At 68.8% G+C, this 16,405-nt stretch carries 16 protein-coding genes and 2 tRNA genes; 13 read left to right on the forward strand and 5 right to left on the reverse strand.

Going from position 1 to position 16,405, the window contains the following annotated elements; all coding sequences use genetic code 11:
- Positions 1-25: 25 nt before the first annotated feature.
- From ACWDRB_RS54170 to ACWDRB_RS54185, 4 genes are all read left to right on the forward strand, one after another.
- Complete coding sequence (locus ACWDRB_RS54170) at positions 26-859, forward strand: alpha/beta fold hydrolase (RefSeq protein WP_449908375.1); 834 nt, start codon at positions 26-28, stop codon at positions 857-859.
- A gap of 116 nt (positions 860-975) precedes the next feature.
- The gene (locus ACWDRB_RS54175; protein ID WP_397373043.1) at positions 976-1,338 is read left to right on the forward strand and encodes a VOC family protein; all 363 of its coding nucleotides are present in this window, start codon (positions 976-978) and stop codon (positions 1,336-1,338) included.
- Between the two features lie 632 nt (positions 1,339-1,970).
- On the forward strand, positions 1,971-2,519 hold the full coding sequence (locus tag ACWDRB_RS54180) for a hypothetical protein (protein ID WP_449908377.1): 549 nt from the start codon (positions 1,971-1,973) through the stop codon (positions 2,517-2,519).
- A gap of 592 nt (positions 2,520-3,111) precedes the next feature.
- Entirely contained in the window at positions 3,112-3,492 is a 381-nt protein-coding gene (locus ACWDRB_RS54185) for a nuclear transport factor 2 family protein (RefSeq protein WP_364262520.1), read from the forward strand.
- 14 nt (positions 3,493-3,506) lie between these two features.
- Here the strand turns inward: ACWDRB_RS54185 and ACWDRB_RS54190 are convergent, their stop codons facing one another.
- The gene (locus tag ACWDRB_RS54190; protein WP_355208849.1) at positions 3,507-4,127 is read right to left on the reverse strand and encodes a TetR/AcrR family transcriptional regulator; all 621 of its coding nucleotides are present in this window, start codon (positions 4,125-4,127) and stop codon (positions 3,507-3,509) included.
- 73 nt (positions 4,128-4,200) lie between these two features.
- Between ACWDRB_RS54190 and ACWDRB_RS54195 the strand changes: the two genes are divergently transcribed.
- Positions 4,201-4,956: an SDR family NAD(P)-dependent oxidoreductase gene (locus tag ACWDRB_RS54195; RefSeq protein ID WP_449908379.1), complete on the forward strand. Its 756-nt coding sequence runs from the start codon at positions 4,201-4,203 to the stop codon at positions 4,954-4,956.
- A 15-nt stretch (positions 4,957-4,971) separates the two neighbouring features.
- Here ACWDRB_RS54195 and ACWDRB_RS54200 read toward each other — a convergent pair whose 3' ends face one another.
- A complete protein-coding gene (locus ACWDRB_RS54200; RefSeq protein ID WP_449908380.1) occupies positions 4,972-6,528 on the reverse strand; it encodes a heparinase II/III family protein in 1,557 nt (518 codons plus the stop codon).
- 225 nt (positions 6,529-6,753) lie between these two features.
- Between ACWDRB_RS54200 and ACWDRB_RS54205 the strand changes: the two genes are divergently transcribed.
- Positions 6,754-7,350, forward strand: coding sequence for an HD domain-containing protein (locus tag ACWDRB_RS54205; RefSeq protein WP_350729687.1), 597 nt, complete (start codon positions 6,754-6,756; stop codon positions 7,348-7,350).
- A 30-nt stretch (positions 7,351-7,380) separates the two neighbouring features.
- Here ACWDRB_RS54205 and ACWDRB_RS54210 read toward each other — a convergent pair whose 3' ends face one another.
- A complete protein-coding gene (locus tag ACWDRB_RS54210; protein WP_449908382.1) occupies positions 7,381-7,743 on the reverse strand; it encodes an antibiotic biosynthesis monooxygenase family protein in 363 nt (120 codons plus the stop codon).
- A gap of 139 nt (positions 7,744-7,882) precedes the next feature.
- Between ACWDRB_RS54210 and ACWDRB_RS54215 the strand changes: the two genes are divergently transcribed.
- Both ACWDRB_RS54215 and gltX read left to right on the forward strand, forming a co-directional pair.
- A complete protein-coding gene (locus ACWDRB_RS54215) occupies positions 7,883-8,659 on the forward strand; it encodes a fumarylacetoacetate hydrolase family protein (RefSeq protein ID WP_364755622.1) in 777 nt (258 codons plus the stop codon).
- A gap of 34 nt (positions 8,660-8,693) precedes the next feature.
- The gene (gltX, locus tag ACWDRB_RS54220) at positions 8,694-10,025 is read left to right on the forward strand and encodes a glutamate--tRNA ligase (RefSeq protein WP_449908460.1); all 1,332 of its coding nucleotides are present in this window, start codon (positions 8,694-8,696) and stop codon (positions 10,023-10,025) included.
- A 44-nt stretch (positions 10,026-10,069) separates the two neighbouring features.
- Here gltX and ACWDRB_RS54225 read toward each other — a convergent pair whose 3' ends face one another.
- Positions 10,070-12,037, reverse strand: a complete 1,968-nt coding sequence (locus tag ACWDRB_RS54225; protein ID WP_449908384.1) for a M3 family metallopeptidase — start codon at positions 12,035-12,037, stop codon at positions 10,070-10,072.
- Between the two features lie 164 nt (positions 12,038-12,201).
- Here ACWDRB_RS54225 and ACWDRB_RS54230 point away from each other — a divergent pair.
- Positions 12,202-12,273: transfer RNA gene (locus ACWDRB_RS54230), tRNA-Gln, on the forward strand.
- Between the two features lie 2 nt (positions 12,274-12,275).
- Here ACWDRB_RS54230 and ACWDRB_RS54235 read toward each other — a convergent pair.
- On the reverse strand, positions 12,276-13,205 hold the full coding sequence (locus tag ACWDRB_RS54235) for an alpha/beta fold hydrolase (RefSeq protein ID WP_449908386.1): 930 nt from the start codon (positions 13,203-13,205) through the stop codon (positions 12,276-12,278).
- A 109-nt stretch (positions 13,206-13,314) separates the two neighbouring features.
- Here ACWDRB_RS54235 and ACWDRB_RS54240 point away from each other — a divergent pair, with 109 nt between their 5' ends.
- The 4 genes from ACWDRB_RS54240 (at position 13,315) to ACWDRB_RS54255 (ending at position 16,405) form a co-directional block, all read left to right on the forward strand.
- The gene (locus ACWDRB_RS54240; protein WP_449908388.1) at positions 13,315-14,682 is read left to right on the forward strand and encodes a sensor histidine kinase; all 1,368 of its coding nucleotides are present in this window, start codon (positions 13,315-13,317) and stop codon (positions 14,680-14,682) included.
- A gap of 258 nt (positions 14,683-14,940) precedes the next feature.
- Positions 14,941-15,555, forward strand: coding sequence for a response regulator (locus tag ACWDRB_RS54245; RefSeq protein WP_449908390.1), 615 nt, complete (start codon positions 14,941-14,943; stop codon positions 15,553-15,555).
- Between the two features lie 115 nt (positions 15,556-15,670).
- Positions 15,671-16,252, forward strand: a complete 582-nt coding sequence (locus tag ACWDRB_RS54250; protein WP_449908391.1) for a hypothetical protein — start codon at positions 15,671-15,673, stop codon at positions 16,250-16,252.
- Between the two features lie 80 nt (positions 16,253-16,332).
- Positions 16,333-16,405, forward strand: a tRNA-Glu gene (locus ACWDRB_RS54255).

A 16,405-nucleotide genomic window follows, 5' to 3' on the forward strand; every position in this document is an offset into this window, starting at 1 on the left:
CCGTACCGGCGGCGACAGTGGCCTCATGACCATTTCCGACGGTGGAACCGAGGCCACCGAGACCCTGTCCCTGGACGACGGCGACATCCACGTGTGCCAGGACGGCCCCCGCGACGCACCCCCGCTCCTGCTCATCCACGGGACGGCATCCTCGGCCATGTGGTGGGACCTGCTGGTTCCGCTGCTGACCAGCTCCCATCGCGTCATCCGGATCGACCTGCTCGGGCACGGCCGGTCGGGCCAACCGGCCGACGGCAGCTACGCGGTCCCGGACCAGGCACGCAGGGTCGGCGCGGCGCTGGACCGGCTCGGCGTCGAGCACGCCGTGGTCGCCGGCCATTCCAGCGGCGGCGCGGTCGCCACCGCCCTCGCCGAGCAACGGCCCGACCTGGTGACCGCGCTCGCGCTCATCAACACCGGACCCAGCATGGACGCCTTCATCGCGCAGGAGTCCGCCGCGATCGGACCCTCGCAGTGGCCGCCGAGCGACGAGCTGATCCGCCAGTTCTCGAGCACCGGTTTCAGGCGGGCGGACCACCCGATCCCGCAGGCGTTCGTGGACGAGCTGCGCGGTATGAGCTTCCATGCGTTCGTCGCGATCATGCAGGCACCCCGCGAATACCTGGAGGAGCGGGCGCTCCCGGATCGGCTGAAGGCCCTCGGCAAGCCGCTGCTGGTGATCTTCGGTGCGGAGGACCGGAGGTGGCGATCCTCGTCCGCGGCCGACTATGGCGTCGTTCCGGGCGCGAAGATCGAGCTGCTGCCCGGTTCCGGACACTCGCCCATCGTGGAAGATCCGCCGCGGACCGCCGAACTGCTCCTGGCCTTCACCGCGATCCACCGATCACATGCGATGTGACGCCGGCGGGTTCGGCAAGGTCGGCTCACATAGGCTTCTGCTATGTCGCGCTGCGCAGAGAGGGCAGTGCGGGCATCGCTGACAACCGATGCAGTCGAGCCGACAAAGGGATATCCATGATCACCCACATCAACGTCGCCGTCATGTACGTAGCCGATCAGCAGCGGTCGGTGGATTTTTACGTCGACAAGCTCGGCTTCACCAAGACCGTCGATGCCGAGATGTGGCCAGGTGCGCGCTGGGTGGAGGTCAAGCCGCCGAACGGACAGACCTCGATCACCCTGCACAGCGCGGAGGCGTTCGACAAGAAGCCGGGCGAGGGCGCCTTTCTCACCTTCGCCTGCGATGACATCGACGAGACGGTGCGTCAGTTGCGTGAGCTCGGCGTCACCGTGACCGACCCGGTAGAGGAGGCCTGGGGCACTTACATCAAGGCCACCGACCCGGACGGCCACGAGGTCATGATCTCCAAGAAATGACGGACCAGAGGCTCCCCTGACCCCCTGGTAGCCGGTTGTCCATTACATGCCATGTAAGGCTGACGGGTCCGGCAAGGTCACTGGGAGTCGGTTGCAGGGGCTGCCGGCTGGGGCTTTCGTCGCGGGGAGGTGGACCCCATCGAGGGGAGTCGGCGTACGTTGGCTCCTCTCGTTGGCTCCCCTGTACAGAGCTTGAAGGGGTCCGGAAGCGGCCTGCGTGGCGGCAGTTTGAGTTGGCAGTGAAAGCGTGGGGCGGAGACGTGGAGGAATTCCGCCGGCTCTGGCTCAACGCGAGACCCCGCCCATCGCTCGGAGTCGAGGCGGTGCCATCGAGTGCGGCGATGAAGGTGGAAACCCTCGACCACTCGTACGCCGGGTCGGTAGCCCGAGTCATGATGGCCGATGGAAAGGGCCGGAATGGAGCTCTTCCGTCTCATTGAGCTTGGCCCCCAATCGCCATGCTGCAACATCGACCTTTCGGACATGAAGACGGAGACGACCGATCGAAGCTGTCCATTAAGCGTAAAGATTGCATAATACGGTCTGGCGGGTGGTGTGTTGGGCGGAAGAACGAGTGCCGCCGGAGCGTTACCGTTCACTCACCACAAGCCGCACCGCAGCAGGAGCGTTACATGAACGGAATGGCCAAACTCGCCACAGTTCTCGCCACCACGGCCACCAGCGTCTTTATTGCCACGAGCGGCTCTACGGCTCATGCGGACTCCGAGCCGCTCATCGATGTCATCGATGACATCATTCCAAATGCGAGTCTGTTGCCAAATATGGCCGTTTCACCGACGGTGATATGCATTCCGCAGAACACTCAGTCGCTCCACGGCGATGGGAGCAGTCAAACCAATAACCAGAGTTGTACACAGAACGCCCAGCAGTCGACAACGTCTCCAGGAAATGCTCTTCGCGACTACGAGGTCGTCGTCGGCCCGGAAAATACGCTTGGACCAAACAGTATCAATAGCTTTGCGGTCCAGTGTCCCGCCGGTAAAGTCGTTCTCGGAGGAGGCTATACCGTGAACTCGGGCTCTTTCGGATCGACCGAAGATATCATTCAGCTCCGAGACGCGCCGAGCACCTCGGGCACCGCATGGGAATTCCGCCTCGTCAATCGCACATCCTCGCCAATTACATTCACTCTCCGGGCGACCTGCGCCAGGCCCGCCTAGCCGGCGGGTAAACGAGAAAAGGGTGGGTATGCAAACGTACGTCAGGCGGTCTTTGGGGGGTTGAGCGCTAAAATATTCGAAGCCGCTTCCTTGAAATGCTGGAAGCGGCTTCTCTTGTTGGTCTTGACTGCAGGCTGTCCTTCCACTTCCTGAGAATCGGGCTGGCGCTGTCCCATGCCGGGTCATCTGAGATGTGGAGTTCGGGCCTGGCGGACTCGGGGCGCGCCCACTGCTCACACCGATCTACGGCATAGCATCATTGGGAGATCAGCACCGCGCCAGCAGCACCGATCACGGTAACCCACAGACCCACGCCCGGTGGGTGTACCGGGATCGGCAAGATTCAATGCCATTGCCATATCCGGCGGTGCAGGCTCCCTGCACACATCGATTCTGCCGGCGGGAGCATCCACCGTACCCCGTCTAGTCATGACATGGGCCGTGCGAATTACGGCATCTGCGTGATGGGTCGTTTTTACGCTCCCTTGCCGCCTAGCGGCCCCTCCTGCCCCCTGCTAGCCCCCTCACCTGGGATTGTCCATTACATGGGATGTAATCGACGGGCCGGGCCGGGACGCCGCATGGTGGGCGCATGAGTGAGAACGGCATTGCCGAACGCAACAAGGAAATCGTCCTGCGCGGCTTCTCGGAGTTCGCGGCGGGGAACGTGGAGATACTTCGCGACCTGCTCCGGGAGGACTTCATCGAGCACAGCCCGGGAAATCCGTCAGGCAGAGACGCGTTCATCGAGTTCATCGCGAGCGCCCCGGTCGCCGGGGCGAAGCTCGACCTCAAGCGGGTCATCGCCGAGGACGACCACGTGATGCTGCACTATCACATGGTCCCGCCAGGGGACGGGCGCGGGATCGCGGTCGTCGACATATGGCGGATGGTGGACGGGCAGATCGTCGAGCACTGGGACGTGGTGCAGCCGGTGCCCGACCCCGGCGAGATCCCGTACGGGATGTTCTGACGGCGGCCGCCGGCTCAGGGTGAGGCGCCGACCATCAGGGGCCAGACCGCCGCGGAGAGCTCCTCGGGGGTGCCCGGGCACCCCCGCCGCACCCAGTCCGCCGCCACCGACAGCAGTGCCCCCGCGACGAACGCCGCCGGAACGTCATGAGGGATGTCCGCAGGATCGTCGACATGGGTGGAGCCGCCGTCGTCCGGTGAGGTGTGCTGTCCGCTGACGTGGATGGCGACGGTCATGCGGTGCCGCAGGTGGTCCTGGAGCCGGGCGCTGCCGTCGGGGCCCAGCAGCGCCCGGTACAGGTGTGCGTGCTCGGCGACGTGCGCGAACAACCGCGTGGTCTCGACGGGCGGCTCGCTCCGGGCCACCACGTACCGGCCCAGCTTCGGCGCGGCGGCGACCAGGCCGTCGAACATCGCCGCGCAGGCCGACTCGGCGAGGGCGTGGACGTCGGAGAAGTGGTCGTAGAAGGTCGAGCGGTTCAGGCCGGCCCGCTTGGTGACGTCGGCCACCGTGATCTGCCCCAGTTCCTTGTCCAGGACCAGATCCAGCAGCGCCTGCTGCAGCGCGGCCAGGGATCGCCGCGCGCGGGGGTCGGCCTGGACGCGGCCGGTCGGCGGGGGCTTCTCTTCGGGCACGGGCTCAGTGTACTTTGACGACACCCGTTGTTTAGCCGACAGGTGTTGGATAGTGCGAAGGGAAGGAGCCGTCATGGGTTCGTTGGAGGGCAAGGTCGCGATAGTGACAGGTGCCGGGCAGGGGATCGGGCGCGGCATCGCGACGGCCATGGCCAAGGAGGGCGCCTCGATCGCCGTCGTCGACCTCAACGGCGAGGCGGCGGCCGGGACGGCCGGCGAGATCGAGCGCCTCGGCGCTGCGGCGATCCCGCTGACCTGCGACATCCGCGACTCCGCTGCCGTCGGCGCCGCGGTGGCCGCGGTGGTCGAGCGGTTCGGCACCGTGGACATCCTGGTCAACAACGCGATGGCGGCCCGCGTCGGGGTGCCGCTGGAGGAGATCACCGACGAGGATCTCGAGCTGGCGTTCCGCACCGGCCCCATGGCCAGCACGTACTTCATGCGGGCCTGCTTCCCTCACCTCAAGGGCGGCGGTCGCGTCATCAACCTGCGCTCCGGCTCCGAGATCCAGGGGCTGGTCGGTTACGGCGCGTACGTCTCGGCGAAGGCCGCCGTCGGCGGCCTCACCAGGACCGCGGCCCGCGAGTGGGGCGCCCACGACATCACGGTCAACGCGATCTGCCCCTTCGCGCTCAGCGAAGGGGCGAAATCCTACTTCGACACGCGGCCGGACGAGCTGGACGCGGCGCTGTCCGGCCTGTCGCTGCGGCGCACCGGTGACGCGGAGGCCGACATCGGGCGCGCCGCCGTCTTCCTGGCCGGGCCGGACGCCTCATTCATCACCGGCTGCTCGATCATGGTGGACGGAGGCGGCTCTTTCCTGGGCTGACGGCAGGGGCCGAGGCTAGAACGCCTTGGCGGAGAACGAGGTGCCGTCCACCGTGACCTTCCCGCCCGAGCAGGACACCTTGGGCGAGTCCGTCCCGGGCACGATCACCGTCAGCAGCGACCGCGCCGCCGGCGACACCACCACATTGGCCGGCAGCTTCGACAGGTACGTGGGCGAGACCCAGCCCACCTTCCCGCCGCGCTCCACCTTCTGCCCGCCGACCCGGTCGCACGACGACGAGAACTGCAGCAGGGTGACCTTGAACTTGCCGTCCCCGAGCACGACCTTGCCCCCGCCGTTGGACACCAGCTTGAGCGACGGGTCGAACCGCCAGAGGTTGCTGATCTTCTTGCCGCCCGAGGCCGTGTCCAGCACCGCCATCAGGTCCTCGCCGTGGTTCACCAGGACCGACCTGGTGCGGCTCACCCCGTACGCCTTGTCGGTCAGCTTGAACGACTGCCGGTCCTTGCCGTACTTCGACGCCACGAGCTTCGAAGACGTCCGCGGCTTGAAGCGGGCCCCGACCACCGTCGGCACGTTGTGGGCCTCGGGGGAGAGCGTCCAGTAGCGGTAGGCGCTCTTCTCGTAGGAGTGGAAACCGCCGTCCACCAGGAGATTGCGGCCATGGGCGTAGTACGTGACGCCCAGGTGGTCCTCGTGGCCGTGGAACTTCAGCCCGGGCCCGAACCTGATCGAGTAGTACGCCGAGTCCGGCTTGCTCCAGGCCGTGCGGCCGAAGACGTAGCCCGCCCGGTAGGTCTTGACCTCCTGCTTCGGCGTCCCCGTCTCGATCTTCGGCTCGGTCTCGGCGGTGCCGTCGCCGATGGGCACCATGTAGCCGGTCGGCATGGTGGCGTGGGCGATGAAGTCCTTCATCGCCTCGGCCCGCTTGGCGATCTCGCCGGGCACCTTCCTGCCGCACGCCTTCATGTTGGTCATCGCGACCTGCAGCCGGCTGTAGACGTACACGGCATAGCGCGGAGCCTGCTCCATGAGCGCGCCCTGCGAGTCGACGTCGAGCTTCACCGTGCCGGTCAGCCGGCGGGAGGCCAGGTCCGACCAGTCCTTGCGGCCGTACCTGCAGCCGATGCCCATGAGCGCGATGTCCTGGTCGATGCCGTGGTTGTGGCCCTTCTTGTAGAGCCGCGAGTCCGACAGGAGCCTGGCGTGGTCGGCGAGGCTGTCCTTCAGCCAGCTCTCCTTGACGTGCATGCTCAGGCAGAGCAGCGGCTGCGTGCGCAGCGAGACCGGGTGGTCCTTCCACGTGTACGGCTTGGTGCCGCGCGCCCCGGGCTTGTTGTTCGCGACCCAGTCCTTGGTGATCTCGGTGGCGCGATCCAAATAGCTGCGGTCACCGCTGTTCTCGTACGCGACGACCAGCGTGCCCATCCAGCGCAGCGACTGGAACACGAACTCCCACGAACGGTTCCCGTACGGGCTCGCGCTCCAGTTGATCTTCTTGCCGAGTTTGTACGCGGGCAGCCCGACCAGCGAGATCTCGCCCTTCATGACGTCGTCGGCCGTGGGGGTGCCGGGCAGCCAGTCGCCCTGGCACTCCGCGGTCCGGGTCACCTTGTCGGCGTGCGCGGGGCTACCTAACCCGCCGAGTGCCAGCAAAAGGGCAAGAGGTATCGCGAGCCGGCGCACGCCAGTTCCTTTCGGGACAAAAAGTGAAGGTGGGACATGCTTTCCGAATCGCGATCAATGGGTCAAGTTGAGTGGCGGATTCGTTAGATGCTCGATGCGCCCCCGGTGTCCCGCATGGCGTAGCCGTACCCGGCGCGACATGCTGGTGCGGTGACATTCGACGACCTCGTGATCCCGGACACACCCGCCTGCCGCGGGGCGCTGGAGGTGGCCGCCCGCTACCACACGCCCTCGCTGCTCAACCACTCGATCAGGGCCTACCTGTGGGCGGCCGCGTACGCGCGTGAGCACGGCATCGCGTTCGACGCTGAGCTGCTCTACGTGTCGGCCATGCTGCACGACCTCGGGCTGGTGGCCGAGTTCGACAGCCACTCGGTGCCGTTCGAGGAGGCGGGCGGCGACGTGGCCTGGGTCTTCTGCGCCGGCGCCGGCTGGTCACCCGAGCGGAGGGTACGCGCCCGCGAGGTGATCATCCGGCACATGTGGGACGAGGTGCCCCTGGAGGAGGACCCGGAGGGCCACCTGCTGGAGCTCTCGACCGGCATGGACATCTCGGGCCGCCGTACGGAGGAGATCCCCGAGGCGATCAGGCGCGAGGTCCTGGAGCGCTACCCGAGGCTGGAGATCGCCAAGGAGTTCGGGGCGTGCATCTCGGAGCAGGGCGCGCGCAAGCCGTCCAGCATCGCCGGCCAGTTCGTCCGCGCCGGCATCGTGGACCGGATCGCGCGCAACCCGCTGGACGCCTGACCCCGAAAGGGGTCTTGGAAGCCGGATCGGCTATGACTTGGGGCCGGTGCTCTCGGCGACCTCGAAGGTCCACACCTCCGAGCCGGTCGCCGCGGGCCCCTGCCCGTGACCGTGGCCGTGGCCGTGGCCGTGCCCCTGTTCCTGGGCGGCCTGGGCGGCCTGCGCGTGCCCGCGCCGGAAGGCCTCACCCTGCTGCCAGTTCTGGAAGTCCTCCTCGCTGCGCCAGCGCGTGTAGACGAGGTAGCGCTCGGTGCCCTCCACCGGCCTGAGCAGCTCGAACCACTCGAACCCGTCGGCCGACTCCACCATGCCCGCCCGGTTGGCGAAGCGCCGTTCGAGCTCCTCGCGCATGTCGGCGGGCACGTTCAGGACGTTGATCTTCACGACGGACAACGGGGCCCCTCTCGTCGGCGACACCACCTGCTGAGAGATCCAGGCTAACGCGGGCGGCCCCAGGGTCCTGCTCCTGGTCCGGCGCGGCACGAGGTACGCGTTGGGCGGAGCCTGGCGGTGGCGGCGATAGCCTTGTCAGGTGCGTATAGCGAGGTTCTCCACAGGCGAAGGCGTGTCGTTCGGCGTGGTCGAGGGCGGCCCGGGCGAGGAGGTCATCTCCACGGTCGCCGGTCACCCGTTCGGCCAGGTGCAGTTCACCGGCGAGCGGCACCCGCTGTCCCAGGTGAAACTGCTGGCCCCGATGCTGCCGAGCAAAGTGGTCGCCATCGGCAGAAACTACGCCGAGCACGCGGCCGAGCTGGGCAACGAGGTGCCCGAGGAACCGCTGATCTTCATGAAGCCGTCCACATCGGTGATCGGCCACGGCGAGAACATCGCGTACCCCACGACGCTGTCCGACCGCGTCGACTACGAGGGGGAGCTGGCCGTGGTGATCGGCAGGCTGTGCCGCGAGGTGCCGGTCGAGCGGGTCAAGGACGTGATCTTCGGCTACACCTGCGCCAACGACGTCACCGCCCGCGATCTCCAGAAGAAGGACGTGCAGTTCACCCGGGCCAAGGGGTTCGACACGTTCTGCCCGCTGGGGCCGTGGATCCAGACCGACCTCGACGCGAGCGACCTGGCGCTGACGACCACGGTCAACGGCGAGATCCGGCAGAGCGGCCGCACCAGCCAGCTCATCAACGACATCCCCGCGCTGGTGGCCTACGTCAGCGCGGTCATGACCCTGATCCCCGGCGACGTCATCCTGACCGGCACCCCCGCGGGCGTCGGCCCGCTCGAGATCGGCGACGAGGTCAGCGTCGGCATCGAAGGCATCGGCACACTCACGAACAAGGTGGTCTCCCGTGACTGAAGTACGGGTGCGGTTCGCCCCGTCCCCAACCGGCATGTTCCATGTGGGCGGTGCCCGCACGGCGCTGTTCAACTGGGCGCTGGCCGAGCAGTCCGGCGGCCGCTTCGTGCTGCGCATCGAGGACACCGACGCGTCGCGAAACCGTCCGGAGTGGACCGAGGGCATCATCTCCGCCCTCGACTGGATCGGCGTCAACGGCGGCAACCCGGCGTTCGAGGGCCCCTACTTCCAGTCGGCGTACGAGGCCCAGCACCGCGAGGCGGTGGCGAAGCTGCTGGCCGACGGCCGGGCCTACTACTGCGACTGCACGCGTGAGCTGCTGGTGGCCCGCACCGGCTCCGAGCACCGGGGCTACGACGGCCACTGCCGTGACCGCGGCCTGACCGAGGGCGCGGTCCGCTTCCGCACCCCCGACGACGGCGTCACGGTCGTCGAGGACCTCATCCGGGGCAACGTGGAGTTCCCCAACGAGGCGCAGGAGGACTTCGTCATCGCCCGCACCGACGGCTCGCCGCTCTACGTGCTGGCCAACGCGGTCGACGACATCACCCAGAACATCACCCACGTCGTCCGCGGCGAGGAGCACCTGGGCAACGCGGCCAAGCAGATGCTGCTGTGGCCGGCGCTGGGCGCCACGCCGCCGGTCTGGGCGCACCTGCCGGTGATCGTCAACGAGCAGCGCAAGAAGCTGTCCAAGCGCCGCGACAAGGTGGCCCTGGAGGACTACCGCGCGGAGGGCTACCTCGCGGAGTCCACGGTCAACTACCTGATGCTGCTGGGCTGGGGGCCGGGCGAGGACCGCGAGATCATGCCGTGGTCCGAGATGATGCCGCTGTTCCGGCTGGAGGACGTCAACTCCGCCAGCGCGTTCTTCGACGAGAAGAAGCTGCGCGCGTTCAACGGCGAGTACATCCGGGCGCTGCCGCTGGAGACGTTCGAGCGGCGCTGCGAGCCCTACCTCGACCCGTCCTGGGACCGCGAGCTGTTCAGCAAGGTCGCGGCGCTGGCCCAGACCCGCATCGCGGTGCTGTCGGAGATCCGGCAGAACGTCGACTTCCTCTTCCTCGACGAGCCGGTCTTCGACCAGGCGTCCTGGGACAAGGCGATGAAGAACTCGCCGGTGGAGATCCTCACCGACTACCTGTCGCGGCTGGAGACGGTCAGCTGGGACCCCGAGTCGCTCAAGGAGGCGCTGGAGGAGGTCGGGACCGCGTACGGGCTCAAGCTCGGCAAGGCCCAGGCGCCGGTCCGCGTGGCGATCACCGGCCGGACGGTGGGCCTGCCGCTGTTCGAGTCGATCGAGGTGCTCGGCCGCGCCCGGGCGCAGGAGCGCCTGCGCGCCGCGCTGGCCCGCCTGAAGGGCTGATCCGGCGGCCGGCGGCCCGCAGGGCGGGCCGCCGGCGCACGGGCTCAGTCGAGGCCGCGGCGAACGAGCAGCGGCTGGATGCTGGGCTCGCGCCCGCGGAAGTTGCGGAACGCGGTCAGCGGGTCGAGGCTGCCGCCGCGGGAGAGCAGCTCGCGGCGGAAGTGGTCACCGTTGGCCCTGGTGAGCCCGCCGTTCTCCTTGAACCACTCCACGCTCTCCGCGTCGAGCACCTCGCTCCAGATGTAGGAGTAGTAGCCGGCGCTGTAGCCGCCGGAGAAGATGTGGGCGAAGTAGTTGGTCCTGTAACGCGGCCCGACCTGTGGCACGGCGATCTGGGCGGTCTCCAGGGCCGCGGACTCGAACGCCTCGGGGTCGGCCACCGTCTCCCCGGACGCCAGCTTGTGCCAGGCCCAGTCGAGCAGGGTCGCGGCGAGATATTCGACGGTCTTGAAGCCCTGGTTGAACTTCTCCGCCGCCTGCAGCTTCTCCACCAGCTCGGCCGGCATCGGCTCGCCCGTCTCGTGGTGCTTGGCGTAGTTGGCCAGTACCTCGGGCCAGGTCACCCACATCTCGTTGACCTGTGACGGGTACTCGACGAAGTCGCGCGGCACGTGGGTGCCCGACACGCGCGGGAAGCGCACCTGGGAGAACAGCCCGTGCAGCGCATGCCCGAACTCGTGGAAGGCCGTGTTGACCTCGTCGTACGTCAGCAACGTCGGCCCCGAGGCCGGCTTGGTGACGTTGAGGTTGTTGATGACCACCGGCAGCTGCCCGAACAGGAACGACTGGTCGACCAGGTTGTTCATCCACGCGCCGCCGCGCTTGGTCTCCCTCGCGTACGGGTCAAGCACGAACAGCCCCAGCCGGCTCCCGTCCTCGTCGAACACCTCGTACACCGTCACGTCGGGGTGGTATCCGCCCAGGTCGGGCCGCTCGGTGAAGGTGAGGCCGTACAGCTTCCCGGCCGCGAAGAAGATGCCGTCACGGTAGACGCGGTCGAGCTCGAAGTACGGCCGCATCTCGGCGGCGTCGAAGTCGTAGCGGGCCTGGCGCACCTTCTCGGAGTAGTACGACCAGTCCCACGGCTCGATGTCGAACCCGGCCTGCTCCGACAGCGCCTCGGCCTCCTTGCGCGCGTTGCGCACGGCGGGGGCGACGAGCTGGCCGAGCATCTCCTCGACCGCCTCGACGGTCTTGGCCGTCTGGTCGGCCACCACGTACGCCGCGTGGTTGGCGAACCCCAGCAGCTCCGCCCGCTCGGCCCGCAGCGCCGCCATCCTGGCCGCCAGCTCGAAGTTGCCGGGCGCCCGCCCGACGCTCAGCTCGTACAGCCTGCGGCGCACGTCGCGGTCGGTGAGCTGGGCCAGGCCCGGCTGGACGGTGAAGTTGAGCAGCGGCAGGACGTACTTGCCGTCCTTGAGCAGCGACTCGATCTTGGCCTGGTCGAAGCCGTCGAGCTCCTTGGGGTCCGACACCACCAGCGCCGACTCCGTCGAGGCCTTCAGCAGCGTCTGCGCGAACTCCGTCGAGAGCTTCGACAGCTCCTCGTTGAGCTGCCGGAGCCGGTCCTGGTCCGGCTCCGACAGGTCGGCGCCCGCCCTGATGAAGTCCTCCCGGTACTTCTCCAGCAGCCAGGCCTCCTCGGAATCCTCCGTGGACACCTGCTTGATGCGCGCCCACAGCGCCCGGTTGAGCCGGATCGCGTCGCCGTGCCTGGTCAGCTGGGGAGAGATCTCCTTCTCGATCTCCATGATGCCGTCGGTGGTGTTGGAGGCGGCGATGCTGAAGAAGACCGTGGCCGTGCGGTCGAGAATCCGTCCCGACCGCTCGAGCGCGGCGATCGTGTTGTCGAACGTCGGCGCCTCGGTGCTGCCTGCGATCGCGTCGACCTCCGCCAGCTGCTCCGCCATGCCGCGCTCGAACGCGGGCAGGTAGTGCTCCTCGCGGACGTCGGCGAAGGGCGGCAGTTCGTACGGCAGGTCGCTAGGGGTGAAGAACGGGTTACCGGCCAACGGTGGGGCTCCTCCACGTGGTGTTTTGTCCCCTTCAGCTTGGCACGTGAGGGCCGCTGCTGTGGGCGCTGGAGGATTCGTTGGCTATTCGTTTTGGTCTTACCCCCAGAGCTGGGCTATTCTTTCGGACGTCGCCGAGAGCGCCCTCCAGGGGTCGCAAGCGGTGGGGTATGGTGTAATTGGCAGCACGACTGATTCTGGTTCAGTTAGTCTAGGTTCGAGTCCTGGTACCCCAGCTTTATCTTTTCGCCAGTTTGTGCAGGATTTCGGTAATCAGCCGGTACGTTCTCGCCGTCGGCGCATGCGAAGCCTCCACCGAGTAAACCTTGAACTTGTTGCCTGGCGTGGCCGCATCCGCTTCCTTGATCATCCGGTCCTGCAGTGCGAGCGGGATCACCCTGTCCCGCGTGTGCCTGATGTAGACGCGCGGCACCCGTCCCCACGCTTCCTTGCGCCCCCGGGCGTCGGCGCTCCCCACCAGGAGACTCTCATCCGGCAGCAACGTGTTCAGCATGGCCAGGAGCTCGCCCTCGCTCGCCTCCGCCATGAACGCCGCCTTGACCGCGTCCAGAAACTTCCTGTCGCCGGTCCGCCAGTTCATGCGGATCGCGCCGATCACCCTCGGGTCGGCGATGATGCCCGCCGCCACGCTGCCCGCCAGGCTCTCCTTGCCCTCCGGCGTCCCCAGATAGTCGTTGGGCGAGCTCAGCTTCGTGCAGCAGAACGCGGTGTCGTAGACGAGCAGGTCGATCAGGTCGGGCACCACGTCGGCCGCCTTCGTGATGGTCGCGCCGCCCAGGCTGCCGCCCACCAGGATCACCGGGCCGTAGCCGGAGACCCGCCGCACGGCGTCCACCGTGGCCTCGACATAGTCGTCCAGCGTGACCCCCGCCACCGGCGACGGCAGTGTGGCCAGCTTCCCCAGGTCCTGCGGGGTCTGGTAGGCGAGGTGAAACTGCTCCTCGGGGCCGTGCCCCGGCAGTGCCACGCCCACGGTGCGGTGGCCGCGCAGCGTCAGCTCGGAGTCGCCGCTGGCCGAGCCGTTCGCGCCGGTCACGAAGACGTACGTGGTGACCTCCCGCCTCGGCTTGGCGGCCTGGGCGCCCACGGCGCCCGCGCCCGCGACGGCGGCGTACTGAAACATGTCCCTACGGGTCGGAAAGCTCATGACTCGATGTTCGCCCAGCTCAGAGCGGGTGCGCATCGCCTGCCCGGCTCGTCGTGCGGTGGACGTCCGGCATCCACCGATCGGTTGACGCCATGCCAGGCTTGACCCCATGAGCTGGCTCGACGGGCGCGAACGCGGGGCCTTTCTGTGCCTCGCCTACGGACTGCTCGGGATCTCCTCGACCGCGGCCGCCCTCGCGGACGTGCCCTGGCCCCTCCTCCGCTGGCTGGCCGGTCCCTTGCCGGCCTGGCTCGCCGAAACGGCAGGCCCGGGGTGGGCGGCGACGGGCGGCCTCCCGACGGCGTGGACGGCGACGGGCGGCGGCCCCGCGGCGACGTGGACGGCGGTCGCCGGGTCGTGGTCCGGCGGGCCGGCCGCCGACTTCGGCCCCGGCCCGGCGGCGTTCGCGCCGTGGTGGCCGGCGGTCGCGCTGGCCGCGGCGGTGTGGGTGGCGCCGATCGGCTGGCTCCACCCCCGCAGGGACACGCGCCGCGCGCTCGTCGTGGGCCACTTCCTCGTGCTGATCGCGCTCGCCGCCGTGCTGACGGCCGCGAGCCCCGCCTTCATCGTGTTCGCCTCGATCGGCTACCCGCTGGCCAGCGCCCTGCTCCCGGCCAGGCTGACCATGGCGGGCGTGACGCTCACCGCCATCGTCATCGTGACGGCCCAGGCGGGGCCGGGCGCCCGGGGCACCCTGCTCACCGTGATCGCGGGCGTGGCGCTGCCGCTGGTCGTGGCCGGCTGGTACGTCTCCGGCGAGCACGACAAGCGCCGCCGCCTGGTCGAGCGCCTGCGCGCCGCCATGGCCGAGAACGCCTCCCTCAACGCCCGGCTCCTCGACCAGGCCAGGCGGGCGGGCGTGCTCGACGAGCGGCACCGCGTGGCGGGCGAGATCCACGACACGGTCGCCCAGGACCTCGTCGCCCTGATCGGCCAGCTCAACGCCGCCGACCGCACCTCCCGGGCCGAGACCCGCCGCCGCCACCTCGACCAGGCGGCGGAGCTGGCCCGCCGCAGTCTCTCCGAGGCCCGCCGGTCCGTACGCGCCCTGCGCCCGGAGGCACTGGAGACCTCGAAGCTCCCGGACGCGATCAACGACCTGGCCGAGTCGTGGTCGCGGTCGGCCGGCGTCGACCTGACCCTCGAGATCACCGGCACCCCGGTCGCCCTGGCCGCCCCCATCGAGGACACGCTGTTCCGCGTGGCCCAGGAGGCCCTGGCCAACGTCGCCAAGCACGCCAGGGCCTCCAGGACGGGCCTGACCCTGTCGTACACGGACGAAACCGTCCTCCTCGACATTCGAGACGACGGCGCTGGTTTCGCCTCGCAGGAGCCCGCTGACGGCTTCGGCGTCGACGGAATGCGCCAACGCGTCTGCGCCGTCGGCGGCACCCTCCACATCGAGTCCACCCCCGGCCAGGGCACCGCCGTAGCCGCCGCCATCCCCGCGATCCCCGCGGAGGACGACCCTCCATGATCCGCGAGCCGGCCACGGCCACCACCCGGGAGAGACCGCCGCACCCTGCTCACCCTCCCCAACGCCCGCCCTGCTCGCCGTCTCCCACGCCCGCCCGTCCCGTCCAGCGCCTCCTCCACCCCCTTGCCCAAAGGCGCGGCGCTACCTCTGAGGCTGGCGCGCCCTGTTCGTCGGACATGTGGTCAGTCGACCCTCGACCCAAGGAGGGGTGATGGGTGAGACCCTGACGAGGGACGGGTGCCGGCCGGAAGGGGAGAGATGCGGCTGAGGCTGCTGATAGCGGACGATCACCCCATCGTGCGCGACGGCCTGCGCGCGGCACTCGGCGGCGAGCCCGACCTTGAGATCGTCGGCGAGGCGGCCGACGGCGCGGAGGCCGTACGCCTGGCCGCAGTGCTCGAGCCCGACATCGTCCTCATGGACCTGCGCATGCCGGGGATGGACGGCGTCACCGCCATCCGCCGCCTCAGCGGCACGGGCCCGCGGGTGCTGGTCCTGACCACGTTCGACACCGACGTCCTGCCCGCCCTCGAAGCGGGCGCCACCGGCTACCTGCTGAAGGACGCCCCGCCGGAGGAGCTGGTGCGCGCCGTCCGAGCCACCCACCGGGGCGAGACCGTCCTCGCCCCCGCCGTGGCCGGCCGGCTCGCGGCGGCCCTCCGCAAGCCCACCAGGGGCAGGCTCAGCAAACGGGAGCTGGAGGTGCTGCGCCTGGTGGCCGGGGGAGCGACGAACAAGGTGGCGGCGGCGAGCCTGTTCATCAGCGAGGCCAGCGTCAAGACTCACCTCCTGCACATCTACGCCAAGCTCGACGTCCGCGACCGCGCCTCCGCCGTGGCCGAGGCCTACCGCCGCGGCCTCCTCACCGACTGACAGTGATGATGGAGACGAGCGCTTCCCCGGCCAGGTTTTGACCCACCGACTGGCAGCGGGCGAGGGGCGTGAGGGTGGAGTCACGGCAGTGGTTTGGGTAGAGTCCGCCCGACTTATGGATGAGTTTCGTATTCGCGCGGGCAACTTCCCGCGCCTCGTCGCCCCGTTCGTCGCTCCGCTCGCCCTCTTCTTTGTCGTCTGCCTGCTCCTCGGCGCCATCTTCACCGGCAGCACCCCGCTGGGCGCCGTCATCGGGGCGTTGGCCACCGCTGGCCTCCTGGCCGTGCTCGTGGCCAAGCACCGCCGTCTGACCACCGGCACCGTCGTCCGCTTCTCCGCCGACGGCGTGGAGCTGACCGACTCATACGGCTTCCGCGTCCGCCTCCGCTGGCCCGACATCACCAGGATCGACGTCGTGGACACCCAACTGGCCAGCCCCAGGCGCATCGGCCGTCCGGGCGGCGTGCGGGTACGGGTGGAGCCGCTGCGCTCGGTGGGGCTCGTCGGGTGGGGCGAGCGTACGGTGCCACCGCGGGTGCCGGGCTGGATGCGCGAGCGGCTGGCCCACGTCCCCGTGGACCCGGTCACCGGCCGGCCGGAGGTGGCGATCCCGCTCGGGGAGTTCGACCCGCTGTGGGAAGGCGGGGCCATGGGGGCTTGGGTACGCTGCCACAGGCCCGACCTGATGGGCCGTTAAGCAGTTTGGAGTGGTCTCCGGGGTGCGGTAGAGTTACCTGCGTTGCCGGGGAGATCCCGGCACCAGCAGCTTGTGGACAGGGTCCCGTCGTCTAGTGGCCCAGGACGCCGCCCTCTCAAGGCGGTAGCGCCGGTTCGAATCCGGTCGGGACTA

It is taken from the genome of Nonomuraea sp. NPDC003707 (assembly GCF_053587055.1).